Raw genomic sequence first — 17,071 nt, 5'->3', positions numbered from 1 at the left:
AAAGTCTTAGTATTGCGGCAACTGCTCAATGGACACGACTAGTATGCGGCGTCATGGGTAAAAGCGCTAGCTTAATGGCGATAAATACCGTTCTTGCCATCATAGACAGTTACTGTCACTGGGGCGCAAAAGTTGCAGATCTGGCTGTCCCGAAACTGAATATTGGGCTATAGATCTTTGAAAACGCGCAAACCGACCCAGAAACCGAAGCATAAGGACCTCGAACCTAAAACGACCAAAGCCCTGCCTGATATTGCTGAACTCCGAAACGCGCAAACTGGCCCAGAAACCTCCGCATAAGGACCTCGAACCTAAACGACCAAAGACCAGTCGTTTAGGTTCGAGGCCACTTATGCTTCGGTTTCTAAGCGGGCCAGTTTGCGCTCTGCAAAAAAAAGCCCTGAACAGTTAACTGTTCAGGACCAGCGACTCAACTAACATTAATTTTCGCTTTCAAGGCGTTCTGCTTCTTCGTCAATCGTTTCAAAGCCAGACTTCTTTGACTTCTTTTCGGGATGGTCTTGGCGCTCCTTTTCAACTTTAGCGATCAAAGCTTTTTTCTGTTCTTTGCTCAATGATGCCATGTGATGTCGCCTCTTTTTGGTGTGAGTTCGTAGGATTGACCCTTACAATCTCTGTTATACCACTTTCACGTAGACTTGGCACACTCAATTTAAAAGTGCTAAGCCGAGTGAAGGATCTTTAAGCGACTGCGGCCCGTACCTGCTGGCTCAACTTGCAACTGATCGGGAATATTATCCCGCAGCTCGGTCACATGTGAAATGATGCCGATTAGCCGCGATTCGCCTTCTAATGATTCTAACGCATTCATCGCCACATCAAGACTATTGGCATCAAGGCTGCCGAAGCCTTCATCAACAAACAATGCATCAATATTAATCCCGCCGCTTTCCTGCTGAATCACTTCCCCTAAAGCCAGCGCCAAGCTAAGGGCAGCGATGAAGCTTTCACCGCCTGATAGCGTCTGCACAGCTCGTTTCTCACCAACCTGATCATCGTAAACATCAATTTCCAACCCAGAGTGGATCTTCTGCGTCCCCAAGCTGGTATGCAAAACAAATTGATACCGGTTATTGGACAAAACCTGCAGACGGCTATTGGCCACATTCAGAATTTCTTGCAAATAAGCCTGCAAAACGTATCGCTCCAGACTGAGTTTCTTGGGACCATTTCCATTCATCACAGTGGCCAGTGTTTGTAAATCCGCGTAGGCTGCAAGCGCCGTTTGATTGGCCGTAAAGATAGTGGCCGCTTGTTTGGCCAATTTTTCAGCAGCATCATGCGCCTGACTAATCTTAATCAAAGCCGTTTGGTCGTTTGTTGCTGTCGTTTCCGCTGCTGTTGCTTCGGCCTCAAGCTGATCAAGCTGTGGCTGTGCTTGGGTACCAATAGTTTTATTGGCGGCATCTAATAACGTTTGTTGTTTGAGCTGTGTATGCTCATAAGTCTGAACCTGTTCGTTCAACAGCGGTAATTGTGATACCCGCAGCTGCAACTCGGCGAACCGTTGCTTGCCATCAGCACCAAAATACTCCGTGACTGCTATCGTAAAGGTTGCTTTTGCTTCCGCCTGTTCCTTGGTCAAAGCAGTCACTTGTGCCGCGGCGTGTTTCTCGTCTGCTTGCAACCCGGCTAATTGCCGATCCAAAGCATTGACCCTTGCCTGCGCCTCCTGAAGTTGAGCCTGATACGTTGTAATGGTTGTCTGCAGGGTTGTAGCTTGAGCAGCGACCGTCGCCAAATCCGTCGCTTCCGCGGGCAGGTTCTTTTGCATGGTCTTCAACGCACTTTCCGCTTCAGCCGCATCAATTCTAGCCGTGTTCAAACTAGCTTCGCATTGCTGAACTTTTGTCGTACCGGTAGTGATGGCCTTGTCACTCTTTTTTAGCGCAACTTGCAAAGCAGCGTGCTCCGTTTGCGCTTCCGTTAACTGGTGCTCGTTAGTTGCCGCCAGTGTTTTCAACGCCGTTAATTGTTGTAAAATACCAGTTTTATCCGCAACGCCTGCAATCAGTTTGGCCTGTTCTTGCCAATGCTCAGTAAAAGCCTGCCTTGCCTGTGCAGTTTTGGCCTTCGCAGTTTTCAGTTGGGTTTCAAGATTCGCCAATTGTGTCTCGACCATAGTTTTTCTTGCGGCAGCCTTTTGCCGTTCCTGATCGGCTTGTTTCAACGCTGCTTCGCTCACCAATGGTTCGTCAACCACAAGCGCCGGATGCGGATGGCTAGTACTGCCGCAAACAGGACATGGGCTGTCAGGCTCGAGCTTAGCAGCCAAATGTGCAATTTGTTGGCGAATCTGAGTCTGCTGAAGCTTGTTCAAATGCGAGGTTGTGGCTGCTACCTGCGTTTCGGCTTGCTCCAGCGTAACTTGGGTTTTTTTGATGGCCATAGACAACTGTGCAACATCAGCTTGGGCTTCCTGATAATTAGCAGCCTGTGGCACTAAGGCAGCCAATAAGTTGCGCTGAGTATTGACCGTGGTTATCAGCTCATCCAAGCCCAAGTTATCCAGACTTGTTTGCTGCTGTGTTTTAACGGTTTGGGCGTCCGTCAACTGCTGTTGTGCGTGCGTCAACGCAAGCTCAGCCTCATTAACAATTGCTGCTTGTTTAATCACCTGTTTATTTTGTTCGGCGATGGCTGTCAACTGTTGCTGAACAGCCTGTAAACTATTCAGTTGTTTCTTTTGGGCCTCAATCTGGTCTGATTTGGCCTGCAAGCGTGCTAAAGCTTGCTTGTCCAGAGAAAATTTCTGTTCGGTCGTCGTTAAAGCTGCTTGCGTTTGTTCAGACTGCACAATTGCCGCTTTAAGATCTTGTCCAGCCTTTTGAACACGTTGAGCAGCATTTTCATGTTGCTGTACCCATGTCAATTGTTCAATTTGTTTTAATTGCTTCTGATGGGTTTGTTTTTGCTCCGCCAGTTTTGCTAAAGCTGTGGCGGCTTGTTCTCGCTCTGTAAAAGCCTGCGCCAATTGTTGCCCCTGTTGCAGTGCCGTTTGTGCTTCCTGATATCGTTGGTGACTTTGCGCCGCGGTCGCTTGTCTTGCTGTCACAACTTTCGCTTGACTCGCCACCGTTGCTCTCATCAATGACAGCTTATCCGCCATCGTAGCATGCTCGTCAGGAGCCGTCTCGAAGTCAAACTGCGACATCAAAACGTCTAACATCCGCTCTTGGTCCTGAATGGCTGCTCCCTTGGCTTTCATCTGCGCCAACATAGCGGTTTGCCAACGTTGAATCAACTGAGTACCGAACAAGTCACGCAGTAGATCTTCTTTCGCATTGCTATCAGCATCTAAGAACCGGCGAAAATCGCCTTGTGGCAACAAAACAATCTGTCGAAACTGCGAAGCATCAAGGTGTAAAACGGCGTCTAGCTGTTCCTGAACTTGATTTTTCTTACGGTACTCAGCCACCTGTTTTTCATCTGAGGAGATAGCTAGCAACACCTTAGCTTTGACTTCGGTTAGTCCATCGCCGCGTTTTTTACTTTGCAATTGCGGCGGTTGGCGCTCGATTAAATAATGTTTGCCATCATGATCAAAGGTGAGTGTCACCTTTGTTAAATCGCTGTTACCTGCAAAATTTGAGCGCATTTGCCCACCGTCACGCTCACCTGACGTTTCACCATACAAGGCATAAATCAAAGCATCAAAAATCGTGGTTTTACCACTGCCGGTTGGCCCGCTGATCAAGAATAAGGGACTGGTACGAAAATCGTCAAAATCAACGACTGCATCTGCATATGGACCAAAAAATTGCATGTGTAATTGTTTAAGTTGCATTATGCCTGCTCCTTTTTAGCCGTCGTCAACCCTGCCTTCGCCCACTTAATCTGGGCGGCCGACAAATCATCTTGTGTCATATCTTTAAAAAAAGTCTGCAGCAAACTCATCGGATCCAAATCACGCTGCCGCTCTTGCAAAGGCTTGATGGCATTCACACCGTTCTCACGGCGCAGGCTAATAATCCGCGGATAAATCTGGCGTAATTGCGCCATGACATTCGGAATTACTTGCGTATCGGTCAAATCAATCCCAATATAGGCGTCTCGATCCTGCTGCTGATAGTATGCTGGAGCCGTCAAGTCGGCATAACTAGCTTTTAACTCGATTAAATCGTGCTTAGGCTTCAACGGCACAAACTCACGATCCATGGTCTCAGTATCGACAATATAGACCCCTTTTTCTTGATGGGCCTCGCTGACCGCGTATTTTAACAAAGCACCGCTATATTGAATCTTTGGTTCACCATGCAAAGCATGATGGTTGTGCAGATGCCCTAGTGCCACATAATCAAATGCTGCCAAATCATCCAGCGGTACCGCGTCCAGTCCACCAACATTAACTTTCGTTTCCGAAGCACTATGGTCACTTCCAGCAGCAAAAAAATGACTAACCAGAATATGACGCATATCTGGCTTAAATAAAGTCTTCATTTTCGCGACAATCGGGCGAATTGCCTGAGCCACATTCGTGATTGTCTTATCTTGAAAATAGTCACGAACAGCAAAGGGTTCAAAATACGGCAGCAAAAAGAATTGCACGCCATCCAACTCAATGGGTGTAAAAGCTTCGGCTACTTGGGTATTAACAAACATTTTAGTAGCGGCATACCATGCCCGACCTGTGCGCAGGCGTACCGCCGAGTCATGGTTGCCTGAAATGACCAACAACGGATAGCCGTGGTCACGATTCAACTTAATCAACATGTTATCCAGAACGGAAACAGCAGCTTCGCTTGGCAAGGCGCGGTCATAGAGATCCCCCGCAATGACAATGGCATCAACTTTATGCTGCTTAGCCGTTTCCACCAGCTGCTCAAACACAGCTTGTTGATCCTCAAGCAAATCAAAATCATTTAGTTTTTTACCAATATGCCAATCGGCTGTGTGTAAGAATCTCATCGTTATGCCTTTCCTTGTTATCGCTTACTTGCTACAATTATCTTTATTGGGAGGAATATCATGAACACTTTTATCTTCGACATCGATGGTACGCTGCTCGACAATGTAGAGGCGTATTTGTATGGCTTACAAAAAACATTACGCCGCCATGGCCGAGAGGTCCCCATTCATGAATTAACCTGGACCAATGGGCGTGCGGGCGTTGACAGCCTCGCGGAACTCGGATTCAGTGCCGCAGAAATTCCTGAAGTCCATGAGCAATGGCGAGAAGATTCGAAGGAATTCCTCACCGACATTGCTTGGTTTCCCGGTATGCAGCATGCGCTCAATCAGCTCAAACAAACCTACAAGCTTGGCCTAGTGACGTCAAAAGACAAGACGCAGTTCATTGAAGAAGACAAAAAGTTTCATTTTAGTCCTTACTTCGACGCGATCGTGGTTGCTGGCGAGGCCAAACGCAACAAACCCTTTGGCGATCCCATCACCCTCGCACGTGAACGTTTGGGCAGTGAGCCAGCATCAACGATCTACATTGGTGATACACCGACTGATGCACAGGCAGCTGCCGACGCCAAGGTTGCTTTTGCACTTGCAGGTTGGACCACGCCGCCAAGTAATGAAGTAATGCCTCGGGTTGCGGTGCTACAACAGGCAAGTGATTTGCTGACTTTGCCAACCTTAGCTTGACGTGTTGTTCCTATTATATACTACGTTAAAATGACGTTTATCCACAATTTCCAACCAAAAACCGCTAAAGAGTGCGTGCGCACATGCACCTATTGGCGGTTTTTTTTAAACTTATTTTTTGAATTTATGCCATGAATTTCTCATCTACACCAGCTAAAAAGCCATCCGACACAGGTCACCGAGCATGAGCATTTTTGTGAAAACGTTCGTGAAAGCAGATTTCTGTGTGTGTATGTTGTTTTCTGTTTGGTTAAATGCTGCATTATATCCGTTTGTTCATTGTAAACCGTTTTCTTGTGATCTCTATCTTTTATCATCAAGGCAAATGAAATCTTAATAGACATCGTATTTATAGGCTTGACGAATATTGAACTCGGTGGTAACTTGAACAATGTAATAAGAAACAAAATCAAACAACAATGAACACACGTGCGAGGTGAGGATATGTTAAAAGACGAGCGCTTACTGACAATACGTAATTTAGTTGACCGCAAGGGTATTGTAACTGTCAACGAAATCGGGGAAAGCCTTGGTGTTTCAACGATGACGGTGCGACGGGATTTGGAAGAGCTTGCCGACCAAAAAGAATTAGTCCGCATTCATGGCGGCGCCCAGAGTACCAACTTTAAACCGCTGACTGAATTATCCCGAAATGAAAAGCGATCGATTCATGTGAATGAAAAGCGAAAAATCGCCGCAACAATTGCCGCACTGATCATACCAGGCGACACGATCTATATCGGCCCTGGGACCACGAACGAAATGATTGCACAATATCTCAAAAAACCAGACGTGCGCATCATCACCAATAGTCTCCCTGTTTTTCAAAGTTTTCAGGATCGCGCGGATTTCTTTTCACTGCAACTAATTGGCGGACGGCTTCGGGCTCGATCTGGCGCATTTATCGGCAGCTTAGCAAACGAAATGCTAGCACATCTCACCACCACGAAAGCATTTATCAGTGTCAACGGTATTGCGGACAATCATATCAGCAATGCTAGCCCCGAAGAAGGCCAGACACAACGTATTGCCTTAGACAATGCGGGCATGAAACTTGTGGTCGCAGATCATTTCAAGTTGAATCGGCAAGACTTCTATAGCTTCTATGATCTTGATCAGACAGATGGCTTGATTACCGATCCGGGCATCAGTCGCGATGATCTTCAACATTACAACACGTTCACACATGTCATCACAGATAAAACAAATAAAGGAGAATAAGAACATGGATGTCATTATTGGCGCAGACAAAGATGGATTCGCAATGAAGGAACAAGTTAAAAAGTATTTAGAGGATCATCAGTATCGGGTTAAGGATATGACCCCAGAACCTGCTGAAGACTTTGTTGATTCATCTTTAGCTGTCACGAAGGAATTATTGGGCGGCGATGCGCATAAAGCCATCATGTTTGACCGTTACGGTGTTGGTTCAGCAATGGCTTCAAACAAGGTTAAGGGCATGGTCACCGCGGTTGTCGAAGAAGAAAACACCGCCCATATGACCGCCGAACACAATGGCGCCAAGGCAATTGCCATTGGTACTGGCATCACAGGTTATGACCGGGCACTTGTCATCATCCAACGTTATCTGGACACCGAATATGCAGGCGGCCGTCACCAAATCCGCCTCGACATGCTTGAAAAAATGATTTAATCCCCTTGCCCTCAGCCTAAAAGAAGAAAGGAAGCTTCACACTTATGATTATTGCTATTGGTAACGATCACATCGTCACGATGCAGAAAATTGAAATTTCGAACATGTTAAAAGATATGGGCTATACCGTCATTGATGAAGGTACCTATGACACCCATCGTACCCACTATCCTATCTATGGTAAGAAAGTTGCCGAAGATGTTGCTGACGGCCGCGCTGACTTAGGCATCGTGATGTGCGGTACTGGTATCGGTATTTCAACCGCAGCTGACAAAAACGACGGCATCCGGGCAGCTATGTGTGATGACGTGACCTCGGCTGTTTATGCACGTGAACAATTAAACGCCAATGTATTGGGTATCGGTGGTGCCACAGTTGGTATCCATATGATCCAAGATATTGTCAAAGCTTATCTGGATGCCACCTATAAAGAAACCCCTGAGAACAAGAAGATCATCGATAAAATTGACAACATTGCTAAGCCAAATCCAGAACAAAAAGACAATCCACACTTCTTCGATACTGAACTCGAAAAGTGGGCTGAAGGCGTCTACCACGACTAATTATCACTTCGACACTATTTCTTAGGAGGAATTTCTACATGACTGTCACCCTTACTGCTGGCCAATACAAACATTTGCAACAATTGTCCGATGACAACAACGTCATCTCTGCTCTGGCCATTGATCAACGCGGTTCCCTGAAAAAGATGCTTGCAGCAGCGGCTAACAAGCCGGCTGATGAAACCACCATCGTTGATTTCAAAAAGGCTGTTTCCGAAGAATTAACCAAGTATGCCAGCTCCATTCTGCTTGACCCGGAATATGGTCTGCCGGCTGCCAAAGTTCGTGCCCCTCAGGCTGGCCTGCTGCTTTCATATGAAAAGACCGGTTATGATGCTACCGAACCTGGCCGTTTTCCAGATCTGATTGATGATCAAAGTGCGTTGCGCATTAAGAATGAAGGCGGCGATGCCGTTAAATTCTTGCTTTATATCGATCCAGACGAACCTGACGCCATCAATGATCGCAAGTATGCTTTCGTTGAACGCGTTGGTGCCGAAGCAAAGGCTAACGATTTGCCATTGTTCTTGGAACTGGTTTCCTACGATGGCACCCTCAATGAAACTGGGACGGCTGCATGGGCAAAGGTAAAGCCAGATAAGGTGATCAAGATCACGAAGGAATTCAGCAAACCACAGTACAATGTCTCTGTTCTAAAAGTCGAGGTTCCAGTTGATCAGAAGTTTGTCGAAGGCTTCACAGATCAAGGCGTGACCCCGGTTTACACCAAGGAGGAGGCTGCCAAGTATTACAAAGCCCAATCCGACGCCACCGACCTGCCATTCATTTTCCTGTCTGCCGGCGTTTCAAACGAATTGTTCCTCGAAGAACTGAAATTTGCGAAGCAAGCAGGATCAACCTTCAATGGTGTTCTTTGCGGCCGGGCAACTTGGAAGCCAGGCGTGAAGCCATTTGCTGCTGAAGGCGAAGCTGCTGGTAAAGCATGGCTGGAAACCGAAGGCAAAGCAAACATCGATCGCTTAAACAAGGTCTTAGCTGAAACGGCAACTCCTTGGACGGACAAGGTCGAACACGCCTAATTCGCGTGAAGACGATAAAAGCCGACTCCTCAGGGAATCGGCTTTTATAACGTCTTCCGTGATTAGGTTTGTATCCGACCCAGCTCATCATCACATTTTTGGAGGAAAATACTTATGATTTTAACAGTGACTTTAAACCCATCCATTGACGTCTCCTACCCGCTCGAACATCTCAAAATCGACACCGTCAATCGGGTGAAAACGGTACGGAAAACTGCTGGCGGTAAGGGATTAAATGTATCTCGCGTCATTCATATGTTAAATCACGAGATCACAGCAACTGGCTTTATTGGCGGCTATTTTGGCAAGTGGTTGGAAAATCAGCTTGATCGTGACGGTATTGACCATGACTTCTTCCCGATTGATGCCGAAACCCGCAGTTCGATTGCTATGTTACATGATGGCGGCGAACAGACTGAAATTCTGGAAGCCGGACCAACAATTGCTGCCGAAGATGCCGAGAAATTTCTCAGCCATTTTGACAGTCTGTTAGATAAGAGCGATTTGATCACCATCTCCGGTTCCATGCCGCAAGGATTGCCGGCTGATTATTACACCCAGATGATCGCCCATGCTGGTCAGAAAAACGTCAAAGTGCTGCTGGACACATCAGGTGCTACTTTAAAATCCGCTTTAGAGGCACCCGTGAAACCGTTGCTGATTAAACCAAATGAAGAAGAGCTCGGCGGCTTGCTCAATCGTGAAGTCGACAAAACCGACTACGCAGCCTTGAAACAAGATCTCATAGACCCGATTTTTGACGGTGTTGATTGGATCGTCGTGTCCTTGGGCGCAGCTGGTGCTTTCGTGAAGCATTTAGACAAGTTCTATCACGCGGCCATTCCAAAGATCAAGGTTGTCAATCCGGTTGGTTCTGGCGACTCAACGCTGGCTGGTTTAGCCATGGGCATTCATGACGGCAAGTCGGACGAAGACATCATGAAAACGGCGATGACAACCGGGATGTTGAACACCATGGAAGCAGAAACCGGCTTCGTCAATCCAGCTAAGTTTGATGAGTATTTTGCCAAAGTCACCATCGAATCCTATTAACATTTAGAAAGAAGTCCACCTATGTCAACCATTGATCAGCTCAGAACCCTGAATCCAGATAAAACGATCCACAGCTTAGATGAGGCGGCATTTGCCGACTATGGCGTCACTTACGCCCAGTATGACGTCAGTGAGCTCAAAGCTTTCATGGATCAGCACGTCACCATCCCCGCCCCTAGCGAAGCCAATCTCTATATCCCGTCAAATCCCGACATGGAAAGGATTCCCGTCGTCCAGCAAATTGGGCGCGATGTCTACGCTGGCCTGCCAATTGAAGCAGGCGAATGTGCCGGCCACGCCGACGCTTTGACTGCGGTTGAATTTCATCAAGGCAGTGAAGTGAACGTTTTCTTCACCGATGTTGTCATGGTGATCGGCAAACGCGGTCAGATGCATGATGGCCAATTCAATGCCGAAAAAGACGCGAAGCTTTTTTTCGTACCGGCTGGAACCGTTGTGGAATTCTTCAGCGACACGCTTCACTACAGCCCTTGCGAAGCGCATGCCAGCGGCTTCAAGTTTATCGTGATGCTCGTGCGCGGCAGCAACCAACCATTGCCAGCCGACTATCACACTGATAACAAGTTGATCGTTAAACAAAACAAGTTTCAAGTCGTCCATGCAAGTCGCACAGACAAGATCAAGCAAGGCATTCAAGTTGGCGTCACCGGCGAGCTCGTTCAGGTGAAGCATTTAAACTAAGTTACAATGGCCGAATGCGCCTATGTTAACAACTCAGACAGCATCCAAAATGTGTCCTGTCACTTTAACGTGTCCACCAGCCCACGTCGACATCGCACTCACGCCATTCATCGAAAGAACGTGGTTAGTCCCCCCCATTGAGAATGGAGCAAGACTTTAATTCGATTTATTAGACTGTAACAGCTTTATATTTTTCAAGTAAACAGAAGCCCCGATTGCGTTTTGTGGATGCAGTTGGAGCTTTTTTCTTTACTTTTAGTTCTCCACGCTTTACCACTTCAATGCAGGTGATGCCTATTAACCCGCAACCTTATTTAGCCTCAATAATACGAGCTGTGTTGCCTGTTCGATATTGTTAATTTTAGTTCTTTTTTGACTAGTGTTAGCGCTTTAGCTGCGGTATAATAGAGTTATTCAAAAGCCAATGGAGGTAATCTGATGACGGCTCGTAGAAAAACTTACTTACTGTGGTTGGCCCTTGTGACATTCGTGGCAATCATGAACGGTATTTTTAAAAACTCATTGACACAAGTATTAGTGATGGTCACCGCCTGCTATGCCCTCTATCAGCTACTCAAAATGGACCATGTCTTTGATCGTAAAAAGCGTCGTGAGAATCGGGCAAGCCGGTAAATCAATTCAGCCATTTTTATTCAATCATCACGTAAAGTTGCGAAGGCCATCGCGACTTTTTTTGTGCCTCTTTAAAATGTCCTTCTACTTGTTTCTCAAAAAGTAATAACGTCTATTTACCATTGATGAAACAAAAAGAGCCCCATCAAAAACGATGGAGGCTCTTTATGCATCTCATGATGAAGCTGTAAGTTAAAAGATTTAAGAATTTTAGTTCGCGGATCCTGCAGCACCGTGTGTTGCAACGAACTTAACGTCGTCAGCAACTTCTTTACCTTCATCAGAGTACTTCTGATTCCGCTTCATCATTTCATGACGATACCAGAAGAATAATGCGGTGTATGCAATCAGTGCTAGGGCAGCGTAAAGCACCATCATCATTTCGCCTTTAGAAGCTTTACCAACAAGCACAGCGATGAATTGTTCGATTGGACCTTCCTTAGTTGAGGAAGAGAAGAGACCCGTTGCAGGGATACCAGGCGCGTGTAGTGCGCGAGCTGTGTGTGTGATAAATGGTGCCGAGAGAGTGCCTGCCCAAAGGAAGAGCGGCAGTTCAATCGCACCGATAACGATCATCCGAATAATCTTACCGCGAGTCACAACCAGCAGGGCTGGGGTAACACCCATGGCAATGATACCACCTAAAGGCAGAATGCGGTTGCCAGGCAATATCAATGCTTCAAGTAACATGATTGGTGCCAAAACGTTAGCGGCGGCCCAAATTTCAGCACGGCCGGCTAAGAATGGCCAGTCAAGGCCGATATTTAACATACGTCCGCCAAGGCGCTTGTTGGCAAAATCAGTAACACCTTGTGACAGCGGTTCAACAGCAGCAATGAACCAAGAACCGATAATACTAAACAGCTCCAAGCAGGTAGCAGCCATAAAGGCCAGTGTCGCAATTGACTTAACGCTCTGGTGGGAGATCAGACCAATAAAGATCCCAAGATAAATCCCAATGGCAAAACGACTGCCCCAGAAACCAATCTTTTCGTTCAATTTTGCAGCATCAAAATCATATTTATCTAACCATGGGAACAGTTTGTCAAACAACTTATCAAACACCATGATGACTGGATTCATCATGTAGTTTAAATGCGTGGTTGTCATTGGATTTTCCCAATCGTCCAGTAAGTCGTTGAAAGTTGGTTTCATGAGATCAGAGTTGATAATCTTCAAAATACCAATGAAGATGACCAAAATGGTAGCAATAAAGAGGTTAGCCCCGAAATAAATAGCCAGTAAACCAGTAAATGATAAGTGCCAGATATCAAAAATATCAACATCCAACGTATTTGTCCGATCCAAGAATAACAAAATCAAGTTGACGATGACCAGAATTGCTAAGAAGAATAATGTATACGGTGAACCCCAAGTAATTGTTGCGAGTGGCGCCCAACCTAAGTCAGTAATTGAAAGATTGATCCCTGTAGACTTAACGAAAGCATTTAACGCCGGCTGGTAGGTGGTTGTCAATAAACCGATAACACTCCCGATCGCGGTAATCGCAATCGCAAGTTTGATGCCGCCTTCCAACGCATGAAAGAAGTTAACACCAACCGCCCAAGCAATTAAGGTCAGCACGATCAGCATAATCGGTGCTGCCCCTAAATCAATAACTGGCTTGAAGACCGCATTGGCCAAATCAATAATGGTTTGCATGAATTTTCTCACTCCTTATATGTATCTGACGGTTCATCGCCATCAGACCATGAGACTATTTCAGATTTTCCTTCTTGATAACGCCTTCAATTTTGTCGTAAACAGGTTTCGCCATTGCTGGCATCCGATACAAGATTGGACCTGCGTTAATAACTGGAATTGCCGGTGTAAAGCCTAAATCGGTCTTTGCAATTGGAGTGAAAATGTCATAATTCTTCATCATGTCTTCATTAACATCCTTGACCATCACGGCATCTGCCTGAACGCTATAGCCGCGCTTCTTAAATTCCTTTTCAATTGCATCTTTGATCTGGTGACTAGAATTAACACCCGCACCACAAGCTGCCAAAATCTTGACTGTCATAACAAACTTCCTCCTTATTTTTTAAAACTGGTTGCCAAAACGTTGTAAATTGTTGCCGCATCGTCTGCTCCGAATAATTTAGCTAATGTTTCAGCAGAAGATGTTGTCAGAAAATCCATGATCTGTGCCAAGACGTTGGCCTGGCCCTCGGGATCATTATTCAAAATCATGAACAGAAAGCTAACTTTGAGTTTTTGATCTGGCGCAATCATATTGGCAAATTCGATCGGGTTTTTGAGGCGGATCGGAACAATTTTTCTAACATTGACGAATTCGCCTTCTGTATGCGGAATCGCTACATTCGGATATTCAGCGTTCACAACGCTCATATCGATGCCTGTCGGATAGTTCTTTTCCCGCTCGCTTAGATGTTCATAAAAGTCCGGTTTAACGGCACCGGCTACTAGTAATTGATCGGAAACTTGCTTAAAGACTGTATCCTGATCATCACCATCCTCGACAAATGCTAACGCTGCATCAAAAAGGTCATTCTCAACCGTCTTAGCCATTCTCTCAGCTCCTGTTAATTAATGTTTGTTTCTGTTCGCTCTTTATTATATTCAAACGCTTTCAGTAGTCAAGAAAATCTTTGAAAGGTTGGCAAATTAATTTATAAGACATCAGCCTCCTCCTCATCCTCGTTGCTACAAACTTTTAGGTCAGTAATATGACTTTGCAAAGTCGAAATCGCTATCAATAATATTTCTCTTGGATATAACATAAAAGAACAAATCTAAACAAATAGCCAGAAATTAGATTGCCGGCTATTTGTTTTGGAACCTATTTATTTATATATATTGCAATTTTTATCGACTACATTGTTTTTTCGCGGTACTGAATGTTGATTGCTTTTTTTCTGATAATTAACAAGCTTAAGGAAACAAGCGCCATGCCAATCAGCCAACTTGGCCAAAAAGGTACGACCCAAGCGTCTTGGCTGAGACCACCGAACAAGAACGTATTTTTTAAAATGGGCTCTCCTTGAACGGTGAACTGTAGATGCCATATGACATAGAATGACGCGCAAAGAAGTGTAAACCAGCAAATTATTCTGAAAACTTTCCCTTGTCTCGAACTGTAACGTAAAATCTCACCATACAACCGAAATGCACCCACAAATAGAACTGTGAAAACTAGTAACCCCAGTGTTACTAGGGATCGTTCAACAACCGACAAGCCGTTTAGCCCAATTATCGGCGTCCAGAAAGTTGCGATAAAGACGATTGTAATTGCAAATACCCATATTGGTACGACCGCTCGCAGCACCGGTTGAAGCGTATGAGTTTGGTCATTTAGTCTGACAAACCGATAGATCGCGTACCACGTGAGAAAAAGAATGAACCAGAAAGTGAACTGTAACCAGTCAGCTGTTACAACACCATCTACTCGAAACATCTGCGGTACAAGTGGTGAAAAGGAGATTGGTACTTCATTTTTTGCAGTCGGAGTGTTATACAGCATGAATGCTATAGCAAGCAAAAACCAGATGGCGCCTAGAACGATGCCTTGCAGTGCAATTGGTAGGCGTTGCAATTTCATTTTCATGAGAAAGTCTCCTTCCCTAATTGCCGCCCAATTAACATTTTTACACGTTCAATATTAGTTACGTAAACGGTTCATATCGCTATCTAAATTATAGTTGAAAGCGTTTACTTTTTACAAAAAGCGTGTTTTTTTAAGGCTTGATTGTTCATCTTGGATAGTTGGTTCGCCCGACTAGGTTGTACGCTTGTCAGCAGTTAGACCCCCTCAATCTTTTTGCCGAGTTGTGTGAGCACGGCCGGTCTCTCTATTTTAGTGAGAATCATCCGTCATTCGAAGTCGACGAAAAGTGTGCCACCAAATAACCGCCGTTAATAGTAAACCTAAAAACCAGCTTGGCCAAAATGGCAGTGTTAACCATGTACGTCGTCCTAGATCGTCCAAGCTAAAGGAGCTGCTGGCAAACGTAAATTGAAAGTGGCTCATAATAAATCCAGCTCCAAGGAAAAGCACTGCCCAAAATAGAACCTTAATGACATTATGTACCCGGCCAACCGGCACCCAGAAGTTTAACCAAAGCATGTAAGAACTAAATAAAGTAATATCAAGAAACAGTATTGCAATCGTGAGTACTTGTCGATCAAAACTCGAAAAACGAGTCATCCCTGTTTGTGGTAGCCAAAGATTTAATAAGAAAAATACTACGATTGTCACCAACCAGATGGGCCACAAATTCTGAAGTACATAAAGGCCTTCTCTAGTGTCACAGTTTCTACTTTTAATATGCTTGACGACATAAAGACTCACACCGGCCGTCACTGCACACGCAAACGGGAACCATTGAGCGGTCACCTCACCTTGCATATGAATCAAATTCGGTGCAAGCCAATAGGCGGTTGTTTGAAAATCCTGATCACTTGTTGGCCAGCGATATAGCATCACGCCAATCCCGACCATTAGCCAAATCAACGTTAAGAAAAGTCCTTGTTGATAGACCGGCAACTTAAGAAACTTTGTCTTCATGCTATCGACTCCTTTTGTCACATTGCATGTCTTTTGACCGCGTAACCATTTATGTATTAACTTGAAACTATTTGTTCACAATGCTAACCAAAAAAGCAGCTCAACACAAGAACTTCTAAACTTTTCTCGTTGCGTCAAAAAAGCCTTCCAATGATTTGGAAGGCTTCTTTCTTTATAAAGATTAGGTTCGTTCAGAACATTCCGAGGCATTAAAAAGTTAAGCTGCCTATTCAAACGTCCAGCTATTCACCAACGTAAATGGTTCGCTCGGCAATAATGTCATCGCCGAAAGATCATCGCCGCTGACCGGAGCAAATTGGCATTCAAGAGCCACACCATCAAATTGATCAATGTTGTGAGGAATACCGGTACCGTCAAAGTGGTTGGCGGTGTAAACGACGACAGACGGTGCAGTGGTTGCCAGGGTCATAGTATGTTTGTCAGTCTGGAGTTTGGCCGCGAGGGTTTGACCGTGTTTCAGTAGGAATGGGTGATTAATGCCCCGTTCTGCAGTGATTTGCGCTGCTCGAGTGTGAATGACATCGCCAAGCTTTTGCCCTTGCCGAAAATCAAAGACCGTTCCGGCAACTGGCTGCCAGCCTTGATCTGGCAGATGGTCTGCATCAAGCGGTTTGTAATCGTCGGCTGGAATCGTCAGCGTGGTAGCATCAATTTTGTTTGGCTGGTCAATCGCAAAATAGGTATGGTTAGTTGGATTGAAGAGCGTTTCTTCATCACTAACTGCATCCAGACGATAATGCAAGGTATTCGTATTCTCCAAGGTATAAGTCACTTGCAGCTTGACGTTGCCCGGATAGCCATTATGCCCTGCTGGATCAACAAAGGTAAAACTAGCACTAGCTGTGGTAGCTGTCTGGTCAATACGGAAGTTATAAACTTGCCGATCCAGACCGTCATCCCCGCCGTGAATGTGATTCTTACCTTCGTTCATTGGCAGATCAATTTTCACATCCCCATGCTGCCAAACATGACCACGAATCCGGCCGACAATTCGACCCACTGTGCCACCAAGGAAGTTGCGCTCTTTCGAGTAATCCTCCCGACTTGGCAGCGACAGAATCATGTTGTGCAAGCCGTCAGCTTCTGGTAACAACACTTTTTCCAAGGTTGCACCATAATTCAACAACTTCACAACCATGCCTTGATCATTGGTCAAGGTCAGCTCATACAAATTGTGGCCTTGATACTGACCGTATGGTTCAACTGAAACGTCCATCTTGTCCTCCTTTATAAACGAGCGTAAGCCAGCGCGGTTAGA

17 protein-coding genes are annotated in these 17,071 nt (G+C 45.5%); 8 read left to right on the top strand and 9 right to left on the bottom strand.

The window, feature by feature from the left end; translation table 11 throughout:
- Nucleotides 1-440: 440 nt before the first annotated feature.
- From AC07KQ_RS03415 to AC07KQ_RS03405, 3 genes are all read right to left on the bottom strand, one after another.
- Nucleotides 441-584: a hypothetical protein gene (locus AC07KQ_RS03415; protein ID WP_003563758.1), complete on the bottom strand. Its 144-nt coding sequence runs from the start codon at nucleotides 582-584 to the stop codon at nucleotides 441-443.
- 98 nt (nucleotides 585-682) lie between these two features.
- Entirely contained in the window at nucleotides 683-3,808 is a 3,126-nt protein-coding gene (locus AC07KQ_RS03410) for an AAA family ATPase (protein WP_003659917.1), read from the bottom strand.
- Nucleotides 3,808-4,929 (bottom strand): exonuclease SbcCD subunit D, encoded by a 1,122-nt coding sequence (locus tag AC07KQ_RS03405; RefSeq protein WP_003563746.1) that lies wholly within the window; start codon nucleotides 4,927-4,929, stop codon nucleotides 3,808-3,810. Before AC07KQ_RS03405 ends, AC07KQ_RS03410 begins: the two co-directional genes overlap by 1 nt.
- Nucleotides 4,930-4,989: 60 nt before the next feature.
- Between AC07KQ_RS03405 and AC07KQ_RS03400 the strand changes: the two genes are divergently transcribed.
- The 8 genes from AC07KQ_RS03400 to AC07KQ_RS03365 all read left to right on the top strand — a co-directional run bounded on the left by AC07KQ_RS03400 (nucleotide 4,990) and on the right by AC07KQ_RS03365 (nucleotide 11,261).
- Entirely contained in the window at nucleotides 4,990-5,616 is a 627-nt protein-coding gene (locus AC07KQ_RS03400) for an HAD family hydrolase (protein WP_003563745.1), read from the top strand.
- A 444-nt stretch (nucleotides 5,617-6,060) separates the two neighbouring features.
- Nucleotides 6,061-6,837 (top strand): DeoR/GlpR family DNA-binding transcription regulator, encoded by a 777-nt coding sequence (locus AC07KQ_RS03395; protein WP_003563743.1) that lies wholly within the window; start codon nucleotides 6,061-6,063, stop codon nucleotides 6,835-6,837.
- Nucleotides 6,838-6,841: 4 nt separating this feature from the next.
- A complete protein-coding gene (gene lacA / locus AC07KQ_RS03390) occupies nucleotides 6,842-7,270 on the top strand; it encodes a galactose-6-phosphate isomerase subunit LacA (RefSeq protein WP_003563741.1) in 429 nt (142 codons plus the stop codon).
- A gap of 44 nt (nucleotides 7,271-7,314) precedes the next feature.
- The gene (gene lacB, locus AC07KQ_RS03385; RefSeq protein ID WP_003563739.1) at nucleotides 7,315-7,833 is read left to right on the top strand and encodes a galactose-6-phosphate isomerase subunit LacB; all 519 of its coding nucleotides are present in this window, start codon (nucleotides 7,315-7,317) and stop codon (nucleotides 7,831-7,833) included.
- 38 nt (nucleotides 7,834-7,871) lie between these two features.
- Complete coding sequence (locus tag AC07KQ_RS03380) at nucleotides 7,872-8,873, top strand: tagatose-bisphosphate aldolase (protein WP_003563737.1); 1,002 nt, start codon at nucleotides 7,872-7,874, stop codon at nucleotides 8,871-8,873.
- Nucleotides 8,874-8,987: 114 nt separating this feature from the next.
- Nucleotides 8,988-9,926: a tagatose-6-phosphate kinase gene (gene lacC, locus AC07KQ_RS03375; RefSeq protein WP_003659914.1), complete on the top strand. Its 939-nt coding sequence runs from the start codon at nucleotides 8,988-8,990 to the stop codon at nucleotides 9,924-9,926.
- 21 nt (nucleotides 9,927-9,947) lie between these two features.
- Nucleotides 9,948-10,628: a DUF4867 family protein gene (locus AC07KQ_RS03370; protein ID WP_003563733.1), complete on the top strand. Its 681-nt coding sequence runs from the start codon at nucleotides 9,948-9,950 to the stop codon at nucleotides 10,626-10,628.
- Nucleotides 10,629-11,066: 438 nt separating this feature from the next.
- Complete coding sequence (locus AC07KQ_RS03365) at nucleotides 11,067-11,261, top strand: hypothetical protein (protein WP_003563731.1); 195 nt, start codon at nucleotides 11,067-11,069, stop codon at nucleotides 11,259-11,261.
- A gap of 210 nt (nucleotides 11,262-11,471) precedes the next feature.
- On the opposite strand, the gene AC07KQ_RS03360 is transcribed toward AC07KQ_RS03365, so the two are convergent.
- From AC07KQ_RS03360 to AC07KQ_RS03335, 6 genes are all read right to left on the bottom strand, one after another.
- Nucleotides 11,472-12,923, bottom strand: a complete 1,452-nt coding sequence (locus AC07KQ_RS03360) for a PTS galactitol transporter subunit IIC (protein WP_013245512.1) — start codon at nucleotides 12,921-12,923, stop codon at nucleotides 11,472-11,474.
- Nucleotides 12,924-12,978: 55 nt separating this feature from the next.
- On the bottom strand, nucleotides 12,979-13,287 hold the full coding sequence (locus AC07KQ_RS03355; protein WP_003563727.1) for a PTS sugar transporter subunit IIB: 309 nt from the start codon (nucleotides 13,285-13,287) through the stop codon (nucleotides 12,979-12,981).
- Nucleotides 13,288-13,301: 14 nt separating this feature from the next.
- Nucleotides 13,302-13,796, bottom strand: a complete 495-nt coding sequence (locus tag AC07KQ_RS03350) for a PTS sugar transporter subunit IIA (protein ID WP_003563725.1) — start codon at nucleotides 13,794-13,796, stop codon at nucleotides 13,302-13,304.
- A gap of 304 nt (nucleotides 13,797-14,100) precedes the next feature.
- On the bottom strand, nucleotides 14,101-14,832 hold the full coding sequence (locus tag AC07KQ_RS03345; protein ID WP_003563724.1) for a hypothetical protein: 732 nt from the start codon (nucleotides 14,830-14,832) through the stop codon (nucleotides 14,101-14,103).
- A gap of 249 nt (nucleotides 14,833-15,081) precedes the next feature.
- On the bottom strand, nucleotides 15,082-15,792 hold the full coding sequence (locus tag AC07KQ_RS03340) for a hypothetical protein (protein WP_003563722.1): 711 nt from the start codon (nucleotides 15,790-15,792) through the stop codon (nucleotides 15,082-15,084).
- Between the two features lie 226 nt (nucleotides 15,793-16,018).
- Nucleotides 16,019-17,029, bottom strand: a complete 1,011-nt coding sequence (locus AC07KQ_RS03335) for an aldose epimerase family protein (RefSeq protein WP_003563720.1) — start codon at nucleotides 17,027-17,029, stop codon at nucleotides 16,019-16,021.
- Between the last annotated feature and the right edge of the window lie 42 nt (nucleotides 17,030-17,071).

The organism is Lacticaseibacillus sp. YLM2-1 (assembly GCF_056583465.1).
The sequence above is the reverse complement of the archived record's forward strand: the minus strand, read 5'-3'. Positions and strand labels throughout refer to the sequence as shown.